Origin of the sequence: Devosia sp., from assembly GCF_965229025.1 — a bacterium.
Lineage (GTDB): Bacteria > Pseudomonadota > Alphaproteobacteria > Rhizobiales > Devosiaceae > Devosia_A.
In genome coordinates this window covers 2,428,041-2,446,899 of sequence record NZ_OZ245853.1, presented here as the reverse complement: position 1 = coordinate 2,446,899, position 18,859 = coordinate 2,428,041, and the positions used below count along the sequence as shown (strand labels likewise).

Annotated in this window: 18 protein-coding genes; 10 read left to right on the top strand and 8 right to left on the bottom strand. The window is 64.8% G+C overall.

The annotated features are described in order from the left end of the window. Positions 1-39: 39 nt before the first annotated feature. On the bottom strand, positions 40-507 hold the full coding sequence (gene aac(6') / locus ACO06J_RS12030; protein WP_421762498.1) for an aminoglycoside 6'-N-acetyltransferase: 468 nt from the start codon (positions 505-507) through the stop codon (positions 40-42). A gap of 2 nt (positions 508-509) precedes the next feature. Next, the gene (locus tag ACO06J_RS12025) at positions 510-1,151 is read right to left on the bottom strand and encodes a S24 family peptidase (RefSeq protein ID WP_421760956.1); all 642 of its coding nucleotides are present in this window, start codon (positions 1,149-1,151) and stop codon (positions 510-512) included. Positions 1,152-1,318: 167 nt separating this feature from the next. Here ACO06J_RS12025 and ACO06J_RS12020 point away from each other — a divergent pair, with 167 nt between their 5' ends. Then, positions 1,319-1,672 (top strand): DUF952 domain-containing protein, encoded by a 354-nt coding sequence (locus tag ACO06J_RS12020; protein WP_421760955.1) that lies wholly within the window; start codon positions 1,319-1,321, stop codon positions 1,670-1,672. Further along, positions 1,669-2,778 (top strand): quinone-dependent dihydroorotate dehydrogenase, encoded by a 1,110-nt coding sequence (locus tag ACO06J_RS12015; protein ID WP_421760954.1) that lies wholly within the window; start codon positions 1,669-1,671, stop codon positions 2,776-2,778. Before ACO06J_RS12020 ends, ACO06J_RS12015 begins: the two co-directional genes overlap by 4 nt. Here the strand turns inward: ACO06J_RS12015 and ACO06J_RS12010 are convergent. Together ACO06J_RS12010 and ACO06J_RS12005 are read right to left on the bottom strand one after the other, a co-directional pair. Further along, positions 2,775-4,112 carry an MATE family efflux transporter gene (locus ACO06J_RS12010; protein ID WP_421760953.1) on the bottom strand — a complete coding sequence of 446 codons (1,338 nt, stop codon included), beginning with the start codon at positions 4,110-4,112 and terminating at the stop codon, positions 2,775-2,777. The two genes, ACO06J_RS12015 and ACO06J_RS12010, sit on opposite strands and share 4 nt — an antisense overlap. A gap of 1 nt (position 4,113) precedes the next feature. Beyond that, on the bottom strand, positions 4,114-4,794 hold the full coding sequence (locus tag ACO06J_RS12005; RefSeq protein ID WP_421760952.1) for a nucleoside/nucleotide kinase family protein: 681 nt from the start codon (positions 4,792-4,794) through the stop codon (positions 4,114-4,116). Positions 4,795-4,892: 98 nt separating this feature from the next. Here ACO06J_RS12005 and ACO06J_RS12000 point away from each other — a divergent pair, with 98 nt between their 5' ends. From ACO06J_RS12000 to ACO06J_RS11980, 5 genes are all read left to right on the top strand, one after another. Then, on the top strand, positions 4,893-7,397 hold the full coding sequence (locus tag ACO06J_RS12000) for a ligase-associated DNA damage response DEXH box helicase (protein WP_421760951.1): 2,505 nt from the start codon (positions 4,893-4,895) through the stop codon (positions 7,395-7,397). Then, positions 7,394-8,131, top strand: a complete 738-nt coding sequence (gene pdeM, locus ACO06J_RS11995; protein WP_421760950.1) for a ligase-associated DNA damage response endonuclease PdeM — start codon at positions 7,394-7,396, stop codon at positions 8,129-8,131. The genes ACO06J_RS12000 and pdeM overlap by 4 nt, the downstream gene beginning before the upstream one ends. Positions 8,132-8,150: 19 nt before the next feature. Continuing rightward, positions 8,151-8,765, top strand: coding sequence for a GNAT family N-acetyltransferase (locus ACO06J_RS11990; protein ID WP_421760949.1), 615 nt, complete (start codon positions 8,151-8,153; stop codon positions 8,763-8,765). Positions 8,766-8,903: 138 nt separating this feature from the next. Beyond that, positions 8,904-9,137: a type II toxin-antitoxin system RelB family antitoxin gene (gene relB, locus ACO06J_RS11985; RefSeq protein WP_421760948.1), complete on the top strand. Its 234-nt coding sequence runs from the start codon at positions 8,904-8,906 to the stop codon at positions 9,135-9,137. Further along, positions 9,121-9,429: a type II toxin-antitoxin system RelE family toxin gene (locus ACO06J_RS11980; RefSeq protein ID WP_421760947.1), complete on the top strand. Its 309-nt coding sequence runs from the start codon at positions 9,121-9,123 to the stop codon at positions 9,427-9,429. The genes relB and ACO06J_RS11980 overlap by 17 nt, the downstream gene beginning before the upstream one ends. A 3-nt stretch (positions 9,430-9,432) precedes the next feature. On the opposite strand, the gene ACO06J_RS11975 is transcribed toward ACO06J_RS11980, so the two are convergent. The 3 genes from ACO06J_RS11975 to ACO06J_RS11965 all read right to left on the bottom strand — a co-directional run bounded on the left by ACO06J_RS11975 (position 9,433) and on the right by ACO06J_RS11965 (position 15,057). Then, positions 9,433-10,188, bottom strand: coding sequence for a TIGR02186 family protein (locus ACO06J_RS11975; protein ID WP_421760946.1), 756 nt, complete (start codon positions 10,186-10,188; stop codon positions 9,433-9,435). 1 nt (position 10,189) lies between these two features. After that, positions 10,190-11,116 (bottom strand): sulfite exporter TauE/SafE family protein, encoded by a 927-nt coding sequence (locus ACO06J_RS11970; RefSeq protein WP_421760945.1) that lies wholly within the window; start codon positions 11,114-11,116, stop codon positions 10,190-10,192. Between the two features lie 125 nt (positions 11,117-11,241). Continuing rightward, entirely contained in the window at positions 11,242-15,057 is a 3,816-nt protein-coding gene (locus ACO06J_RS11965) for a peptidoglycan-binding protein (protein ID WP_421760944.1), read from the bottom strand. A gap of 208 nt (positions 15,058-15,265) precedes the next feature. Here ACO06J_RS11965 and ACO06J_RS11960 point away from each other — a divergent pair, with 208 nt between their 5' ends. Continuing rightward, positions 15,266-15,925 carry a response regulator gene (locus ACO06J_RS11960; RefSeq protein ID WP_421760943.1) on the top strand — a complete coding sequence of 220 codons (660 nt, stop codon included), beginning with the start codon at positions 15,266-15,268 and terminating at the stop codon, positions 15,923-15,925. A 6-nt stretch (positions 15,926-15,931) separates the two neighbouring features. Here ACO06J_RS11960 and ACO06J_RS11955 read toward each other — a convergent pair whose 3' ends face one another. Beyond that, positions 15,932-17,557 (bottom strand): hybrid sensor histidine kinase/response regulator, encoded by a 1,626-nt coding sequence (locus ACO06J_RS11955; protein ID WP_421760942.1) that lies wholly within the window; start codon positions 17,555-17,557, stop codon positions 15,932-15,934. A 191-nt stretch (positions 17,558-17,748) separates the two neighbouring features. Here ACO06J_RS11955 and mscL point away from each other — a divergent pair, with 191 nt between their 5' ends. Beyond that, the gene (mscL, locus tag ACO06J_RS11950; RefSeq protein ID WP_421760941.1) at positions 17,749-18,174 is read left to right on the top strand and encodes a large conductance mechanosensitive channel protein MscL; all 426 of its coding nucleotides are present in this window, start codon (positions 17,749-17,751) and stop codon (positions 18,172-18,174) included. Positions 18,175-18,326: 152 nt separating this feature from the next. Then, the gene (locus ACO06J_RS11945) at positions 18,327-18,647 is read left to right on the top strand and encodes a hypothetical protein (RefSeq protein ID WP_421760940.1); all 321 of its coding nucleotides are present in this window, start codon (positions 18,327-18,329) and stop codon (positions 18,645-18,647) included. Positions 18,648-18,859 lie beyond the last annotated feature (212 nt).

Sequence of the window (18,859 nt, the reverse complement as noted above, 5' to 3'; positions counted from 1 at the left end):
AGACGCAAAGCCATTGAGGCTGTCGCAACCGCGTAGGTCTCAATGCCCTGTCGGTATGAGCCGTTGGCGGAAATACACAACGCGCTGGGTTTCAACAAAGCCGAGCGCGCTGTGCATGTTGTGGCTGTCGAGATTGTCGATCTCCGCGTCGGACGCGAACTCGCTGCACCCCTTGCTGCGCACCCAGTCTGCTGCCGCCGCGACCAGCGCCCGTGCGACGCCAAGCCGCCGAGCCTCCGGGCGCACGAAAATGCCTTCGAGAAAGCCCACCGGCGACGTATCGCAACCGTTGACGTAGTCGCGGCGGATCGCCGCTTCGGCAAAGCCGACGGCGCGTTCATCAGCACCTCGTGCTATGACGCAGAGCAGGTCGTCAGAGACGCGGATTGCCTCCATCTCACCCGGGTGGTCGTCGGGGCTCCCTGGCCACAACAGCGTCCGCAGTTCAAGCCAGTCGTCCCGATCTGCGGGACCCGCTTCTGCTATCCGCGGCGCTGCCTGGGGCATGCTCACTGGCTCGCCCAGATGATCCGCCCCATGCCCTCGATATCTTTGGCCTCGATGATCCGGGGCGCGTGCGCGGCATTGAGCGAGTGCAGTTCCACCTGCTTGGCGGTCTGCCGGTGGAGGATCTTGACCAGCACTTCGCCATCGCGCGTGCGCACCACCACACGGTCGCCACGGCGCGCCTGCGCGGTGGGCGACACCACGATGATGTCGCCATCGCGATACAACGGCAACATGGAATCGCCCGACACTTCAAGCGCGTAGCTGCCATCCTCGGTGGCCGACGGCAGCGGCACCTCATCCCAGCCCTGGCCCATCGGGAACCCGGCGCTGTCGAAAAATCCACCGGACCCCGCCTGCGCGAGGCCTAGCAACGGCACCGACGGGCGCGCCATTTCAGATGGCACCTGCAGATAGGCGCCGCCGCTGCTGAGGAACGCGTCAAAGCTCTCCCCCGTCGCCTCCAGCACCTTGGCAACGCTCTCGGTCGAGGGCCAGCGCTCGCGCCCATCCTTGCTGACCCGCTTGGATTTGTTGAACGCAGTGGCATCGAGACCGGCAAGCCGCGCCAGCGCCGAGGCCGACAGGCCATGGCGCTCCGCAACCGCGTCGATCGCGTTCCAGATGTCGATATGCGAGACCATGCGGAGGCGCGAACTCCTCAGAGGAAATTTGTCTCGACGGAGACACAAGTCCTATCTAGCCGACCGCGTTCCGCACGTAAAGCCGCGCGCTGAACTTGTGATCATTTAGGCAAGTCACTAGGGTCCGCCCGAACCCCAAATCGGGGTGCTCTCAACTGGTCGCACCGATGCAGCATCCTAACAATATCTACAAGGTCACCACGGGCGCCGTGTTCGAGGCGTCCCGCGCAGCAGGCCGATTCCTGGGCATGCCGGTGGACCACGCCGATGGGTACCTGCATTTTTCGACGGCTGATCAGTTACGTGAAACGCTGCGGCTCTACTTTGCGGGCGAGGCAGATCTTGTGCTGTTCGCGGTGGCGAGCGCCGATGTCTCCGGCGCGCTCCGTTGGGAGCCCTCACGCGGCGGGCAACTCTTCCCGCATCTGTTTGGCGACCTGCCGATGGGCCTCGTTGGAAACACGGCGACCATCTCGGTGGCAGCCGATGGCAGCGTCACGCTTCCGGAGTGGGTGAAATGATCCTTTCAGGCCTCTCGCCCTTCCTGAAGCTGCCGCTGCTGCAGAACCTCTCGCGTGAGGCGCTGCTGAAGATGGACCCGGAGATCGCCCATGGCGCCACCATCAGCGCTCTGCGGCTCGGTCTGGCACCCGAGCAGGACGGGGCTGATCCGCCCGAACTGAAGACCAGTCTGTGCGGGCTCGACCTCGCCAATCCGGTCGGCATGGCTGCCGGCTTCGACAAGAATGCCGAAGTGCCCAAGCCATTGGCACGTATGGGGTTTGGCATGGTCGAAGTGGGCACCGTCACGCCGCGCCCGCAGACCGGCAACCCCAAACCGCGGCTGTTCCGCATCGCCGCAGCCGAAGGCGTCATCAACCGCATGGGCTTCAACAATGAAGGCCACGAGGCCGCCTTCCAGCGGCTGAAGGGCGCCCATGTCGGCGCTGTACTGGGCGTCAATATCGGGGCCAACAAGGACTCCGAGGATTTCGTCGCCGACTACGTCAAGGGCGTCATCCGCTTTGCTGAAGTCGCCGACTATCTCACGATCAACGTCTCCTCGCCCAATACGCCTGGCCTCCGCAATCTCCAGGCCGACGAGGCGCTGACGCGGCTGCTGGCAGCGGTGCTGAAAGCGCGCTCCAAAGCCAAGGTGCGGGTGCCGGTGCTGCTCAAGATCGCGCCCGATCTCGATGAGCGCCAGCTCGATGATATCGCGCGGGTGGTGCTCGCCAGCGACCTCGACGGGCTGATCATCTCCAACACCACGCTCAGCCGCGATCCGGTGCTGGGCATGCAGAATGCCAATGAAACCGGGGGGTTGTCCGGCAAGCCGCTGTTCAACCTCTCGACGCAGCGGCTCGCCCTGATGCGCCAGCGGGTGGGGAAGTTGCCGATCATCGGGGTCGGTGGCATCCATTCGCCCGAAAGCGCGGTCGCGAAGTTCCAAGCCGGCGCCGATGCGATCCAGCTCTACTCGGCACTGGTCTTCGGCGGGCTCGATCTGCTCGAGCGTATCAAGCGCGGTCTGACAGCAGCAGTGCGGGCGGAAGGCGCAACCTCTGTATCGCAACTGACCGGCAAGAAGACAGACGACTGGGCAGCAGGCCGGGCGTCTCTCTAAGCGAAGAGCGCCGCCTTGCGCTTATCGAGCGCCAGCCAGTAGATCATCGCCCGGGCGGTGAAGAAGATGTGGATGGCCATCCACAGCCCTGTATTGCCAAACAGCGGCTGCAGTGCGACGGCCGAAGCCAGAAACACCAGCAGCGCCAGGACCATGCCGTTGCGCATCACCACATTCAGCGTCACGCCGACGAGAATTCCGTCATAGACGAAGGCGGGCATGCCGGTGATCGATGAGAGCGCTGCGATCCAGAGGAAGCCGCGCGCATATTCGCGGACCGGTTCGCTCGTGGTCATGAAATCGATGATGTACCACCCGGCCGCAAACCAGATCAGCGCCAGCATGATGGCAATCAGCGCGCCCCAGCGGAACGCAAGGCCGTAGGCGCGATCGAACGCGGGGCGCCAATTCGCCCCCACTGCCTTGCCGCACAATTGCTCGGCTGCCTGTGCCACGCCATCGAGAAAAAACCCGGAAAGCATGAGGAAGTTCAGCAGGATAGCGTTTGCCGCCAGCGGCACGGTGCCCATCCGCGAGCCCTGCGCGGCGAAATAGCCATAGACCGCCATCAACGCCATTGACCGGATCATCAGGTCGCGGCTGAGCCCGAACATGCGGCGGAGCGCCGTGGCATCGAGCAGGTCGACCGGCAGAAGTTGCGTGACCAACTGCCCGAACCCGCCGAAATGGCGGATCACGAGCACAAGCCCCACCACGCAGGCAGCGGCGTCGCCCACCAGCGTTCCCATCGCCACACCGGCGACGCCAAGGCCGGCACCGTAGACGAGACTGATCGAGAGCACGATATGGGTGCAGTGGATCAGCAGTTGCAGCAGCATGCCGGTGCGGGCCTGTGCGCGGCCATAGAACCAGCCCAGCAGCGCGTAGTTCACCAACGCGAACGGCGCTGCCCAGATACGAACATGGAAGTAGTCCGCGAACGCCGACTGCACCTCCGGATCAGGTGAGATGGCAAGATTAGCGAGGAAAAACAACGGTCCGGCCAGAGCGATCATGGCGAGGCCGACCAGCACGCCAATCGCGATGGCCCGTGCGGCGTGCAGCAATCCATCCCGCCGGTCACGCGCGCCAACCGCCTGAGCGGTGAGGCCGGCCGTACCGGTGCGGAGGAAATAGGCCAGCGAAAACACGAAGTCGAAGACCAGCGCGCCGATCACTACGCCGCCCAGAAGCGCCGCGTCACCGAGCCTCCCGATAACCGTGATGTCCACGAGGCCCGCCAGCGGCTCGGTGATGAAGGCCACCGAGGCGGGGAGGGCTATAGCCCACAGGTCGCGGGAGCGGACCTCGAAAGGGTAGGTGGGCCGGGTCAAGTCAGCGCTCGACGACGAGGTCGATGGCGAGGTCGGCGCGTGGGCGCGACCGATGGATGAGATCATAGTTCGCGAGGTCAACCCGTTCGATATGCTCGCGATTTCGCTCTTCGGAGAACAGGCCTTCCTCCGCGTGGCGGTGCATCAACCGGGCCCGCACCAACTCGCGCGGCACATCGATGAACACGGAGAGATCGAGCAGCGGTTTGATCTGCCACCAGGGGGAGTTGGCGAGCAGCAGGTAATTGCCTTCGACAACCAATAGCCTTGCCTCTGAACGGATTATGAACGCGTTCTGGACCACGTCCTCGATCTTGCGCGAGTAGCCCGGCCCATGCACCGGACCGGTCGCCGCTTTAAGGGTCGCAAGAAAGCTCGCGAACGCTGCGCCCTCGAACGTGTGTGGAGCGCCCTTGTCCTTGACGGTGCCCAATTGCTCGAGCTTGGCGTGCAGCATGTGGAAGCCATCCATCGGCACATAGGCGGCGATGCCGGGTTGGGTGGCATTGACGCGATCGACCAGTTGCGTCGCAAGCGTCGACTTGCCGACCCCCGGCCCGCCAGTGAGGCCGATAGCGACGCGCCCCGCATGCGCAGCCAGCAGCGCCACGGCGCGCTCGGTCAAATAGGTGAGCGCAGCCTCGGGTGTGAGGCTGAGAGCCAGTTGCTCGTTGTCGTTCATGCAATTCCTCCGACAGGCAGTCTACTACGGGATTTCGACCCGGGGGCAAATGACCACAAGTACGCAGAGGCTTGCCGCATAACGCTGACGTCACCATAATGTGCACAAATAGGGAACATCCTTTGCCTCTCTACCCCCAGATCGTTGACTGGTTTGCGCAGAAAGGCTGGGCGCCGCGCGCGCATCAGCTCGATATGCTGGAAGCCACAGAAGCGGGGGCTTCGGCGCTGCTGATCGCGCCGACCGGGGCCGGGAAGACCCTGGCGGGGTTTCTGCCCACCCTGAATGACTTGATCGCCAACCCGATGCCGGGCCTCCACACGCTCTATCTGTCGCCCTTGAAGGCGCTGGCGGTGGACGTGCAGCGTAACCTGATGACGCCAATCGGCGAGATGGGGCTGCCGATCCGGGTCGAGGCGCGGACAGGTGACACGCCCGCCTCGCGGCGGCAGCGTCAGCGCTACGACCCGCCCGCGATCCTTCTGACCACGCCCGAGCAGCTGGCGCTGCTCTTGAGCCATCCGGATGCGGCAACGCTGTTCGGCTCGCTGCGGCGGGTGGTGCTCGACGAACTCCACGCGCTTGTGACCAGCAAGCGCGGCGAGTTGCTGTCGCTGGGGCTGGCCCGCCTGACGACCCTCGCGCCGCAGTTGCGCATCACGGCGCTGAGCGCCACCGTCGCCCGGCCCGATCTCTTGCGCGACTGGATCGGCAACCTGTTGCCAAGCTCCGAGACGCGGCTGCTCTCTGCCAGCGGCGGCGCGCGGCCCAATATTGCGATCCTCAAGAGCGAGGAGCGCGTCCCCTGGGCCGGCCACTCGGCGCAATACGCCATCCCCGAACTCTATGAGACGATCAAGCAGCACCGAACCACGCTGCTCTTCGTCAACACCCGCTCGCAGGCCGAAATGCTGTTCCAGGAGCTGTGGCAGGCCAATGAGGAAATGATCCCCATCGCCATGCATCACGGCTCGCTGGCGGTCGAGCAGCGGCGCAAGGTCGAGGCGGCGATGAGCGAGGGGCGGCTCCGCGCCGTGGTCTGCACCTCTACCCTCGATCTCGGCATCGACTGGGGCGACGTCGATCTCGTGGTCCAGATCGGCGCCCCCAAGGGCGCCTCGCGCATGCTGCAGCGCATCGGCCGCGCCAATCACCGGCTCGACGAGCCCTCAAAGGCGCTGTTCGTTCCCTCCAACCGCTTCGAGGTACTCGAATGCGAGGCGGCGCTCGAGGCGGTTGAACGCGGCGACCAGGATAGCGAGGACCCAGTCTCGGGCGGTCTTGATGTGCTGGCCCAGCACATATTGGGCATGGCCTGCGCGGCGCCGTTCGAGCCGGTGGCCCTGCACGAGGAAATCTGCCGGGCCTGGCCCTATCGAGACCTGAGCTGGGAGCAGTTCGAGCGGGTGGTCGATTTCGTCGCCACCGGCGGCTATGCGCTCCGCGCCTACGAGCGCTACGCCAAATTGAAGCGCACCGAAGACGGCAAGTTCCGCATCTCTAATCCCGGCATTGCCCAGCAATATCGGTTGAACATCGGCACCATCGTTGAAGAAGCGATGGTCAAGGTGCGGCTGGTGCGGGGCAGGGGCTTCACCAAGGGCGCCACCACCGGCCCGATCGGCCGGGGTGGTCGCGTTCTGGGGGAAATGGAAGAGTACTTCTTCACCACTCTCACCAAGGGCGACACCTTCCTCTTCGGTTCCGAGATCGTCGCATATGAGGGCATGGTCGAGACCGAAGCCTATGTCAGCCGGTCCCAGGGCAAGGACCCGAAAATCCCCTCCTACATGGGCGGCAAGTTCCCGCTCTCGACCTTCCTCGCCGAAGGCGTGCGGAAGCTCCTCGCTCACCCCGACCAATGGCACCTCTTGCCCGATCAGGTGAGCGACTGGCTGCGCCTGCAGCAGGAGGTTTCGCTCCTGCCGCAGCCGGAGTCCTTGCTCGTCGAGACCTTTCCCCGCGGCGCGCAGAACTACCTCATCTGCTACCCGTTCGAGGGCCGGCTCGCCCACCAGACGCTGGGCATGCTGTTGACCCGGCGTCTGGAGCGGGCGCGTGCGCGGCCGCTGGGTTTCGTGGCATCCGACTATTCGCTCGCCATCTGGGGGCTGGGCGATATGGGCGCGCTGATCCGCACCGGTCGTCTCTCGCTCGATGACCTGTTCGACGAGGACATGCTGGGCGACGATCTCGAGGCGTGGCTGGATGAAAGCCAGCTGATGCGCCGCACCTTCCGCAACTGCGCCATCATCGCCGGCCTGATCGAACGGCGGCATCCGGGCAAGGAAAAGACCGGGCGGCAGATCACTGTGTCATCCGATATCATCTACGACGTGCTGTACCAGCACGAGCCCGATCACATCCTGATTCAGGCGACGCGGCGCGATGCGGCGCGCGGGCTGCTCGATATCGAAAGGCTGGGGCACATGCTGTCGCGGATCAATGGGCACATCGTGCACAAGCCGCTCGACCGAATCTCGCCTTTGGCGGTACCGGTACTTCTGGATATCGGCAAAGTGCCGGTCGACGGCGAGGCGCGCGAGAGCGCCATGGCCGACGCCGCCGACGAGCTGATCAGAGAGGCGATGGGACGCAATTGACGTCGAGATGGGCGACAGCCGCAAGCCTGCAGCCGGAGGCAGAGCCAGAAGCCGTGCTGCTGAACTTTGCCGGACAGAGTTTTGAAGCCTTGCCATCCGGCGCCCTCTACTGGGCCGCCGAGCAGGCGCTGCTGGTCGCTGACCTCCATCTCGAAAAGCTGTCGTCCTTCGCTCGCCGCGGCAGCCTGCTGCCCCCCTATGATACCGCCATGACGCTGAAGCGGCTCGAAGCCGACCTTGTCGCCACTGGCGCCGCCGAAGTGATCGCGCTGGGCGACAGTTTTCACCGCGACGTGGGCGCGACAACGCTGCTCGACGCCGATCGCCTGCGGCTCGACATGCTGATGGGCTGGGCGCGCTGGACCTGGATATCCGGCAACCATGACCGGGCGCCGCATGCGCTGGGTAGCACCGGCATCACGGTGCTCGAGCGCTCCGGGCTGACGCTCACCCATGAGCCGAGGCGCGGCACGCGCGGGCTGGTGGGCGGGCATCTTCACCCTGCTGCGCAGGTAAGCATTAACGGCCGTTCGGTGCGGCGGCCCTGCTTTGTCCATGATAACCAGACCCTGGTGCTGCCCGCCTATGGCGCCTCGACCGGGTCGCTCAACATTTTGTCCCCCGCCTTTCTCGATTTGTTTGACTGGTCAGCGCTCGAAGTCGCGATGATCGGCCGCGGCAAGGTCTACCCGGTGAGCCCCAGGCGGCTCGTCGCCGGGTACGACGGGTACTAAGGCCGCAACGGAGCATTTTATGATCACTATTCGCCCGGTCGCTGCAGCGGACCTTGACGCCTGCTACGAGATTGCTCTCAAGACCGGCGATGCCGGCAAGGATGCCACGGCGCTCCACAGCGACCCCAAACTGATCGGCCACCTCTACGTGGCGCCCTATGCGGTGCTGGAGCCCCGGCTGGCCATGGTGGCCGTCGATGACGAAGGCGTTGCCGGGTATCTCGTCGGGGTCACCGACACACTGGCCTTTCAGGCGCGGCTCGCCCGCGAGTGGTGGCCGGAGTTGCAGGCGCAATACGCCCCACCGGCAGGCGAGGGCGCGCCATGGACTGCCGCCGACACTGCCTACATCCACCAGATCCGCCACCCCGAACGGGCGCAGCCCGAAGTGGTGGCGCACTACCCCGCCCACATGCACATGAACCTTCTGCCCCGCCTGCGCCGGCAGGGCGTCGGCACGCGTCTGATGCAGGCCTGGCGCGAGGCCGCCGGTGACGCTGGCCGCAAGACCCATGTCGGCGTCAGCCGCACCAACCCCGGCGGCCGCGCCTTCTGGGAAAGCCAGGGCTTCCGCGAACTGATCTACCCAAGCCTCGCGGAGACTGGCGCGCTGTGGATGGGCGCCGACTGGTAGGGACTGCGACCTCAGGTCAGGTTCGCCAGGCGCCTCTCTGACGAGCGCCCCTCAGGCTAGTCAGTACTGTCTGTCGCCTGCCGCTTGAATGTCTGTCTTGCTTGTCATACATTTCCGACAAACAGGACATGTATGACAATGAAGACGGTGAGCGTTCGGATAGACGATGACGTCAAGCAGCGCTGGGCTGAGCTTGCCAAGGCGCACGGCTTGAACCCAAGTCAGCATATGCGAGACGCAATCATAGATCGGTTGGAAGAGCTTGAGGACTATTACGTCGTCAAAGAGCGGCTTTCGAAGCCGTATGAGACAATCCCGGATGACGAGGTATGGAAAATTCTCGGGCTGACTCCAAGTGCCGACCAGGGTTGAGTGGCACAGAAAGGCCCTGGAGGATCTGACGCACCTCGATACCAAGGTGCAGGAGCGTATTCGCCGAACCGTGGCTGACCTTAAACTAGTGGACGACGCCCGCCAAAGGTTGGTTCCGTATTCTGAAAATCTAGCCGGCTTCTGGAAGCTCCGGGTTGGGGACTACCGGCTGGTTTGTGAACTGGAGCGAGATGACCGGGGACAGTTCGTTCTGGTGGTTCACGTCGTCCATCGCCGCGAGGCCTACCTTGCCCGCAACGTCCGTCTGATCAAGCGGCGCAGCGAGGACTAGTCTCTACCGCTTGAACACCACGCCACCGAGCCAGCCGACGAACAGCGCCAGCACCACGCAAACCAACCCGTAAAGCAGCGGGAACTGGCGGGCGGATTGGCCGAGGAAGCGTTCGAAGCCAATCTTCCTGACCGAAAATCCATCGGTCTTTTCAGCAATCAACTGCTTGTCTTTGAAGAGATACGAGTGGGCGATATAGGCGCCGGGAGGCGCGTCACCGGGAAGGCTCACCTGGGCGAAGTAGAACGTGTCGGAGCGGAACACCACCGCCTGCTCGTTGAGCTTGAACTGGCCCTTTTGCTGCATCAGCCGCACCAGCTCGCTGCCGAACACCAGCGAGTTCCACCAGCCGGCCTTGGCCGAATAGCGCGCCTGGTTTTCGAGCGGGATCTCGCGCTCGGCCAGCGTCACCTTGTCGGTGATGTCGTCGATATGGGTGTCGGACAGCACCTGGTAGAACGAGGGGAAGGCCTCGAACGTCACTTCGGCGGTATTGAGCCAGATGCCGAACTCGTTAGTCTTTCGCCGTGCCACCCGGTTCTGCAGCGGGCCGGTGACGGTGATGATCATGTGGAACGGGCCGGACACAGCCTCTGTGGACCCCGCCTCGGGCTCGATCGAGCCGAACAGCGTCAGCGTTTCGCCAGTAAAACTAGAGGTGATGGCCACTTCTTCGCGGCTGACCTGCGAGATGATCTGCTGCGCGCCCGCAGGGAGCACCAGCACAAGCATCAATCCGGCCGCCAGGAGAAGCCTCATCTCAGCCCCCCGACCCCAGCACAGCCGTCGAATAGGCATCTGACGGAGCAAGGATCAGCGACAGGCCGAAGCGGATCGCCACCGCAAGCACAAGCAGTGCCAGGAGCGCGCGTAACTGCTCACCGCGCAGGTATTTGCCGGCCGAGGCGCCAAACTGAGCCCCGATCGTGCCACCGACCATCAGGCAGAAGGCGAGCAGGATATCGACGCTCTGGCTCGAAACGGCATGGAGGATGGTCGTTGCCGCCATCATCGCCACCACCTGTAGGAGCGAGGTGCCGATCACCATGTTGCCGGGCACCCGCAACAGGTAGACCAGCGCCGGCACGAGGATAAAGCCGCCGCCGATGCCCAACAGCGAGCCAACAAAGCCGATCGCCACGCCAAGCACGATCACCGGGATGACGCTGATGTAAAGCCGCGAGCGTTTGAAGCGAATGCGGAGCGGCAGGCCATGGAACCAGTTGTGCTGGTTGGGCAGCTTTTCGCGCACCACGATGCCGGCGCGGCGCTTGAGGATGGAGCGCACCGCCTCGATCATCATCAGCGTACCGACAAAGCCCAGCAGCACCAGAAAGCCCACGGAAATGACCAGATCGAGCTGGCCATTGGCGCGCAGCACCTGGAACGTCGCGACGCCGCCGAAGGCGCCTAGTACACCTGAGAGCACCAAATAGAGCGCCAGATGCAGGTCAATCAGCCCGCGTCGGTAATAGCTCAACGCCCCGGATGTTGAGGCCGCGACCACTTGGCCGGTTACCGAGGCGACCGCCACCGGAGCCGAGACGCCGGAAAAGATCAGCAGCGGGGTCAGCAGGAACCCACCGCCCACCCCGAACAGACCCGACAGAAATCCCACTGCCCCGCCGACCCCCACGAGGAAGAACAGGTTCATCGAAAGTTCGGCGATCGGCAGATAGATCTGCAACGGCTCGGGTCCAGCGCTAGAGCAGTTCCGGGCCTAGCGGGATGCGGCGTCGGAATTGCGACAATTGCGAAGAGTCAGTCGAGCTTTAGCAGCAATTTACGAAGGGGACGTTGCCAGCCAGCAGATTACACCGGCTGGCTGCCAAGCACGGCGAGGAGGCGCGGATTGACCGTGCCGGTCTCGTTCATGCCGGTCGCGCGCTCAAACGAGCGAATGGCGTCAGCGGTCTTCGGGCCGGCAACCCCATCGGGCACGCCGATATCGTAGCCGAGGAGGCCGAGGACGGTCTGCACGCCCTTGACCACGGCGATCGTGGCGATCGGCGCGCCGGGATCGAAGTTCGTCGTCCAGGTGCCGATCGGGGCAAAATTGGCGACGAGGTCGATGCTGATCGGCTTCCAGGCGGCGACTTCACCATTGAGGCGCTGCACGGTCTGTGCGTCGAGCGAGGCAGCGATATCGTCGCGCGCCTTGGCCGCATCCTTGTCGCCCTTGGCGGCAGCGAGCGAGAACCACTTGTAGGAGACTTCGAGGTTCTGCGTGACGCCGAGACCACGGGCATAGAGCATCCCGAGGTTGAACTGGCTGTCCTTCATGCCACGGTTGGCGGCTTCTTCGAACCACTTGGCGGCAGCGTCGAACTGCTGCGTTCCGAGCCCGCCACCGGCATAGAGCGCGGCGAGATTGTGCATCGCCATGCGGTTGCCCGCTTCGGCGGCGCGCTGATACCACAGGCGAGCCTGCGCCAGATCCTTTTCGACGCCATCGCCATGTTCGTAGAGGTTGCCGAGCCGGTATTGTGCCGGAGCAAAGCCCTGGCTGCCGGCCCGCTCGTACCAGATCGCGGCCGACTTCAGGTCCTCGGGCACGGCGCGGCCTTCGGTGTAGATCGCGGCGATCTCGAACTGCGCGCGCGCATCGCCACTGGCGGCGGCCTTGCGAAGCGAGTCCGGCCCGAGCGCCTCGGGCGGCATTTCGACCTGCACCGGGCTTTCGAGCGCCCCGGGAAGCGGCGCGACGTCGCTGGAAAGACTTGCGACTTCTGTCGCGTTCGGGTCGGCCGCTGCAACTTCTGTCGCAGCCACAAAGGCCGAATTGAGCGCCGGCATCTTGGCGGCCGGAACAAACCCCTGCGCGGCCGACGGGTCGATCGAACCGGTGGTCAGCGTATCGACCATCGGGATCTTGCGCGGCTCAGTGGCGATAGCGCCGGCCTGTTCGGCCATCGGGGTGGCGGTCAGCGCAGCGTCGCTGACAGTCTGCGCGGTGCCGTCTGCGGCGGTGTCGCCGCTCGGACCCTCGAGGCGCTTGTTGACCAGGTAGATCGCGCCGCAGGCGAACACGGCGAGCATGGCGGCCAGAATGATCGGGCGGCGGTGGCGCAAGAGGAAGCTTTCGCCTCCGGCGTCAGCCGCTAGGCTTGCGGCAGCGGTGTCCATGGCATCGAGCGACACCAGCGACGGCTCGGGCGCCGCCGGCAGCACACGCGGAGCGGCATCATCGGGCTGCCAGGCGGTGGGGGCGGGCTTATCGCCAGCAAGCTTGCGCTGCGGCTTGACCGGCTTCTCCTTGACCGGCTTGGCGGGCTTTTCTGCCTTGACCTTGGGAGCAATGGCCGGAGGTGCGGGCACGGGCTCGACCGGCTTCATCTCGGACGATTTGGCTTCAGCCGCGATGCGGGTGGCGTTGAAGCGGGCGAAGGCTTTGCCGATCAGCGTGTTTTCGGCCGCAGCGATCACGGGCTTTGCGCCGCTGGTCTGGCGCACAGCGCGGCGGTGCGCCTCGATGAAGGTGCTGCGTGAGGGCGGGGGCGGCGTATCTTCGGCCGGCTTGACGCTGGGCGCCGAAGGGGCAGCGGCGGCGGCAAAGCTCTCCACCACCTGCTCAAGGCTCGAGCGCGGCTGCGGCGGGCGCTCGATCGAGGCGGGGTCGAACACCGGACGTGCCGGGACGGCAGCCGGTGCATCGTCGAGGCCGGGATGGCGGGGGCGCGCTGTGGCGAAGGGATCGGGAATGATCGCCTGCGGCATCGGATCGCCGAACGGCTTGTCGCGCAGTGGCGCTTCGAGTGACGGGTTGGCCGGCATCGCATCACGGCGCGGGGCCGGGCTGGCGATGAGGGACGCTGCGGCGTCTTCGCTCTCGATCCAATCGAGCAGCGGGGCCAGCGGATCATCGACTTCTGCTACCGGCTCGACAGTCGGAGCGACGAGCGGTGCGGCCGCGGTCAAAGCTGTCGATTGAGCCGGCGCCGTCGAAACCGGTGTTGTCGCTTCCGGCTGCACCAGCGAGGCTTCGATGCGCTGCAGGCGCTCGCTGACTTCACGGATGGTGGAGTTCAGCGCCGAGATGTCTTCGCTCGGGCCTTCCTTGGCGGCCGAGGCCATGATGCGGGACACGCGCTTTTCGATCTCGGCATATTCGGGCTCACCAAAGACTGGGGCGGCCAAAGCCTCGGCGCGCGCCACCACTTCTGAGGTGCGCAGCGCCACGAGGTCGGCGAGTTCGGAGAGGTCCGGCCCGCGATCGGCGGGTTGCGAATAGAGCTTGGCAAGGCCGGTGAGTTGTTCGCCGGTCTGGTCCATGCGCGCCACCAGCTGGCGCACCTGGGCTTCGAGCTGCGCGGTACTGATCTCGGCTGGGCGCTCGCCCACCTTGTCGCTGAGATCGCCGATCTTCTGCTCGAGCGCGGCAAAGCGTGGCTCGATCGCTTCGGCCACCGCGCTGCGCAGCGCGCCGACGTCGAGCTGCAATCCACCCACTTCGGGGCTGTGGTTCTCCATGTCCGAAATGCGGACATTGAGCGCATCGATCAGCTCGATCAGCCCCTGCGGCTGCTGCTGCGGCGCCTTCATGGCGGCGGCAATCCTGCCCAACTGCTCGGTGATGTTGTCGATCTCAGCCGCCGGCAAGGCGACGGCCTGCTCGATGGCATCGATCCGGTCATAAATATTGCGCACGCCCGCTTCGATGGCGGTCATGCCGGATTTGAGGTCGCCCTCGGCAGCCGCCTTGTTGCTGTCGACGCGGTTGACGAATTCCACCTGCAGATCGGCCAGCCGGCCCACCGTCGCGGTGACATCGTCAAAGCGTTGCGTCAGGCCAGTGGTATCGCTGCGGCTCGCATACTGCATCTGCAGTTCAGCCAGCCGCGCCACGGTGGCGCTCACATCGTCGAGCCGCTGGTTAAGCCCGCTGGTGTCGGACTTGGCAGCCGACTGCACCTGGAGATCGGCGAGCCGGCCGACCGTGGTCGCCACATCGTCGAGCCGGCGCGTCAGCACTTCCACATCGACCTGCGGCCCCTGCGTCATCAGCTTGGCGAGGCCCGCGATCTGGCCTTCGAGGCGCTTGACCTGCCCGGTTTCACCGACCGCTCCTGCGAGCAGTTCGACGACATGCGAGAGCTGGCCGACCTGATCGGCGATCTCCTTGACGTTGGCGGTCTGGCCCTTGGACTGGACGCGCAACTCGCCTTCGAGCCGTTCGAGCCGCTCGGAAATTCCGCCGACAGCGCGTGCCAGCTCGTCAAAACGTGGTGCGGCCTCGGGAGCCCGTGCCGCCGGCGCAGCGGCCTGCCCTTGGGAGAAATGGCGGGCGCGAATCTGCTGGATCGCCGATTCGAGCGTGTCGCGCGATGTCCCGGTCGAAATCCCGGCGCCAAGTGCTTCGTCGCGATCACTGAAGCGGTCGATGGCGCGCTGCACCGAGCGCAGCGCCTCGCGGTGCCGGTTGTCGGGCTCGACGGCGGTCACCTGATGGCGCAGGTCACGCATCCGTTCGGCGAGGCTTTCCAGCCCCGGCTCGGGCTGACGCGCCCGGGAAACCTGGGTTTCGACCTGGTCGAGCAGCGCCACGAGTTCGCTGCGCAAATCCTGCCACTCGCCGGGATCCGGCTGGCCATACTCGTGCGGCTGGAACTGGGAACTTGCGCGGGCCATCGGTTGATCCCAAGCACCTGAATGAATCGGTCGGACCCGGCATGGGTCTTCACCATTCGGTTACTCTTGGGAAAACATGGTAAAGATCACGTTAAGCCCTCGTGCAATTTGCAACTTCCGCACCGGCAATTCCGGCTGCCACCTTTAGGGGGATACAAATACGGGCCTGCGCTTGCTAGAAGCATCACCAAAGGGGTTCAGCCGGTTCATGACTAAGCGCCGCATCATCATCGTTGACGACCACCCGCTGTTCCGCGCCGCCCTGCGCCAGACCCTCGCCGGTGGCGACCCATCGATTTCGGTCGAGGAAGCAGGCGATCTCTCCGAAGTCAGCACGGCGCTCGAGGCCGATCGCGATTGCGACCTGGTGCTGCTCGATCTCAACATGCCCGGCGCCCGCGGCTTTTCAGGCCTGCTGCTCTTGAGGGCGCAGTTTCCCGAAATCCCGGTGATGATCGTTTCTGCCGTCGAGGACGGCGGCGTCATCCGCCGCGCGTTTGAGCTTGGCGCTGCGGGCTATCTCCACAAATCGGTCGGTCCGGTCGATATCCGCCGCGCCATCGAGACGGTGCTGTCGGGCGAGGTCTACGTGCCCGAGGGCATGGAACTGCCCTCCGACGACTCGCAATCGGCGCTGATGCAGCGTCTCGCCTCGCTGACCCCGCAGCAGATCCGCGTGCTGATGATGCTGAGCGACGGGCTGATGAACAAGCAGATCGCCTATGAACTCTCGATCTCGGAAGCGACGGTGAAGGCGCACGTTTCGGCGATCCTCCAAAAGCTCGACGTCGATAGCCGCACCCAGGCGGTGATCGCGGCGGCCAAGATCGAAGAAGGCCAGTTCGCCGAGCTGCTGAACCGCCAGTAGGCGAGCCTACTCTTCCGCCCTGATGCCCTTCCGCGGCCGCTGGCTCGCGAGCCCGCTGATGGTGGCGCGGAGCGCCGCGGGCTTGACCGGCTTGGTAATCACCGTGATGCCGCGATCCTCGGCGAGCGAACGCACCGCCGCGCTGCGATCTGCAGTGACAAGCGCGGCGGGGAGGTGCCCGCCGACATTGTGGCGCAGCCACTCCACCGCATCGAGCCCCGAAGTCTGGTCGAGGTGGTAGTCCATCAGCACCAGGTCGGGCAGCCAGCCGACCAGCAGCCGGTCCTTGTCGATATCCTTGAGCGAGCGGGCTGAGCGCACATCGCACCCCCAGCCGCCGAGGAGGCCTTCCATAGCATCGAGAATAGCCCGCTCGTTGTCGACGCAGAGGATCCTGAGGCCATTGAGGTTGGAGCTCGTATCGCGCGCCACCGGCTCGATCTCGGCCGCCACCTTCTGTGAGCGCACAAAGGGGAGATAGAGCGAAAAGCGCGAGCCGCGCCCCTCGACGCTTTCCAGTTCCAGTGTTACCCCCAGCGCCGTCACCAGCCGCTTGACGATCGAGAGCCCGAGGCCCAGCCCCTGCGCCATGCGTGCGCCGTGCTCGAGCCGGCTGAACTCGGCAAAGATCAGCGCATGCTGGTCCTTGTTGAAACCGATCCCGGTATCGATGATGTCGATCCGCACCCGCTGGCCCTTGAGCCGCGCCCCGACCAGCACCCGGCCGCCCGGCCGCGTGTACTTGATGGCGTTGGAAACAAGGTTTTGCACGATGCGCGCCACCAGCGCCCGGTCGCCGAGTACCGCGAGCGAGGTATCGACCAGCCTGAGGCCAATTTCTTTCTTCACCGCCATCGGCGCGAATTCGACATCGATCTTCTTGAGCAGGTCGCGCACCTGGAACGGCATGGTCGCCGGCTTCAGCGCGCCCGCATCGATGCGCGAGATATCGAGCAGCGCCGACATGATCTCCTCGACCGCCGTCAGCGAGGCCTCGATCGAGTGCGCGAGGTCATCAAGTCCGGTGCCGCCCGCCCGCTCGACCAGCGTCGAGGTATAGAGCCGGGCGGCGTTCAGCGGCTGCAGTAGGTCGTGGCTGGCAGCCGCGAGAAAGCGGGTCTTGTCGCGGTTGGCGGCATCGGCCTTGGCGCGGGCGATTTCGAGTTCCGAGTTGACCTGCACCAGCGCCGCGGTGCGCTCTTCCACCCGGCCTTCGAGCGACTGGTTGACGTTGGCCAGTTGCGCTTCGGCGACCGTACGCGCGGAGACATCCGAAAAGCTGATCACCAGCCCGCCATCGGGGAGGCGTGAGGAGTGGAACTCGAGCGTCTGCCCATGGGCACCCAGCCGCTGCGTCACCGACGAGGGCGATTGCGTCAGCGTCTGCACGCGCTGCGCCGCTAGGAACGCCGCATCGCCTTCGCCGAGATCGCCCCTTCGGCCGAGGAACAGCGCAATGTCGTAAAGCGGCGTCGCGGGCGCCACCAGCCGCGCCGGCAGGTTGAGCAATTCGCTGTAGCGCTGGTTGGAACTGACCAGCCGCAGGTCCGAATCGAACACGGCAACGCCCTCGGGGATGAAATCCATCGCCCTGCGAAACGTTGTTTCCCGGTCTAGAACGGTCTCTGGCATACGCATTTGCTCCGCCGCCGAGTATCGGCCGTGCGCCTTATGTTCACAAGTTCACCTAAAGTCGCGGGGCGCAACGCCGCTGCCATTGCAATCGCCCCGCCGCTGGTAGAGTCTTGCACCCGTTGAGACCAGTGACAACCGCCGCCGAGGGCATGGGGGCTGTCCAACAGAACAGCAAAGGGGAAACTGCCATGTTCAAGGAATTCAAGGACTTTGCTCTCAAGGGCAATGTGCTCGATCTCGCCATCGGCGTGATCATCGGCGCCGCGTTCGGTGCCATCGTGTCCTCCGCCGTCGAAGACATGTTCATGCCGATCATCGGCCTGATCCTGAACGGCATCGATTTCTCGAACCTGTTCTTCGTGATTTCCAACCCCAACAATATCGCCGTCCCGTCCGTCGCCGCCGCCAAGGCCGCGGGCGTTGCGACCATCAACTACGGCATGTTCATCAACGCCATCGTCAAGTTCGCCATCGTCGCCTTCGTGCTGTTCCTCGTGGTCAAGGGCGTCAACCGCCTCCGCCGCCAGGAAGCCGCCGCGCCCGCAGCGCCCCCGGCCCCTACCAACGAAGAAAAGCTGCTGATGGAAATCCGCGACGCGCTGAAGACGCGCTGACGCAAGACGCGCCGAACAGGCGCGTGGATTTGAAGCGGCCCGGGGAAACCCGGGCCGCCTTTTTTTGTTGGTTGCGCACGTGAGCGGCCTCTCCCGCCGGCGCAAGTTTCTGGTTACGCTCATCGCCTCTCAAACCGGTGCAGGAGCGAGACGTGACCATGCTTTCCAAAACCAATGTGACGATCGAACTTGCCGACGGTAGCTGGGCGGTGCTGGAGGTCGATACCATCGCCCATGACGGCGGCTACTGGCTGGTGCCCAGTTGGACGCTCTCAGCCGATGGCGCGATGCGGCAGCCGGTACGGATGGTCTCCATGACCATGGCCGAAACCGGCGCCCCAGCCACCGAAGCCGAGGCCTTCATCGGCCTCCCCATCCCCGAAACCGTCCTCTCCGACGGCCACGTCCCATTGAGCCGCGACCGGCTGTTCCTGGTGCGGGAGTGCCCGGATGTGTGGGTAGAGGTGGCGTAGGAATAATATCCTTGACACATCCTTGTTCCGGTATCTATACCTAAGCTATCGTCGCTTCTCCTAAATACGTAGGGGTTAGTTCGGATGGCGAGAACACTTATGGCATGGTAGGGGCAAGTTATCACCTTGTTCCCGAAGGCAGGTGAGTGGCCGTCAGTGAGTATAGAATTGTCCACCGGGCAAATGGGTGGTGTAGGGAACGCGACCGGACG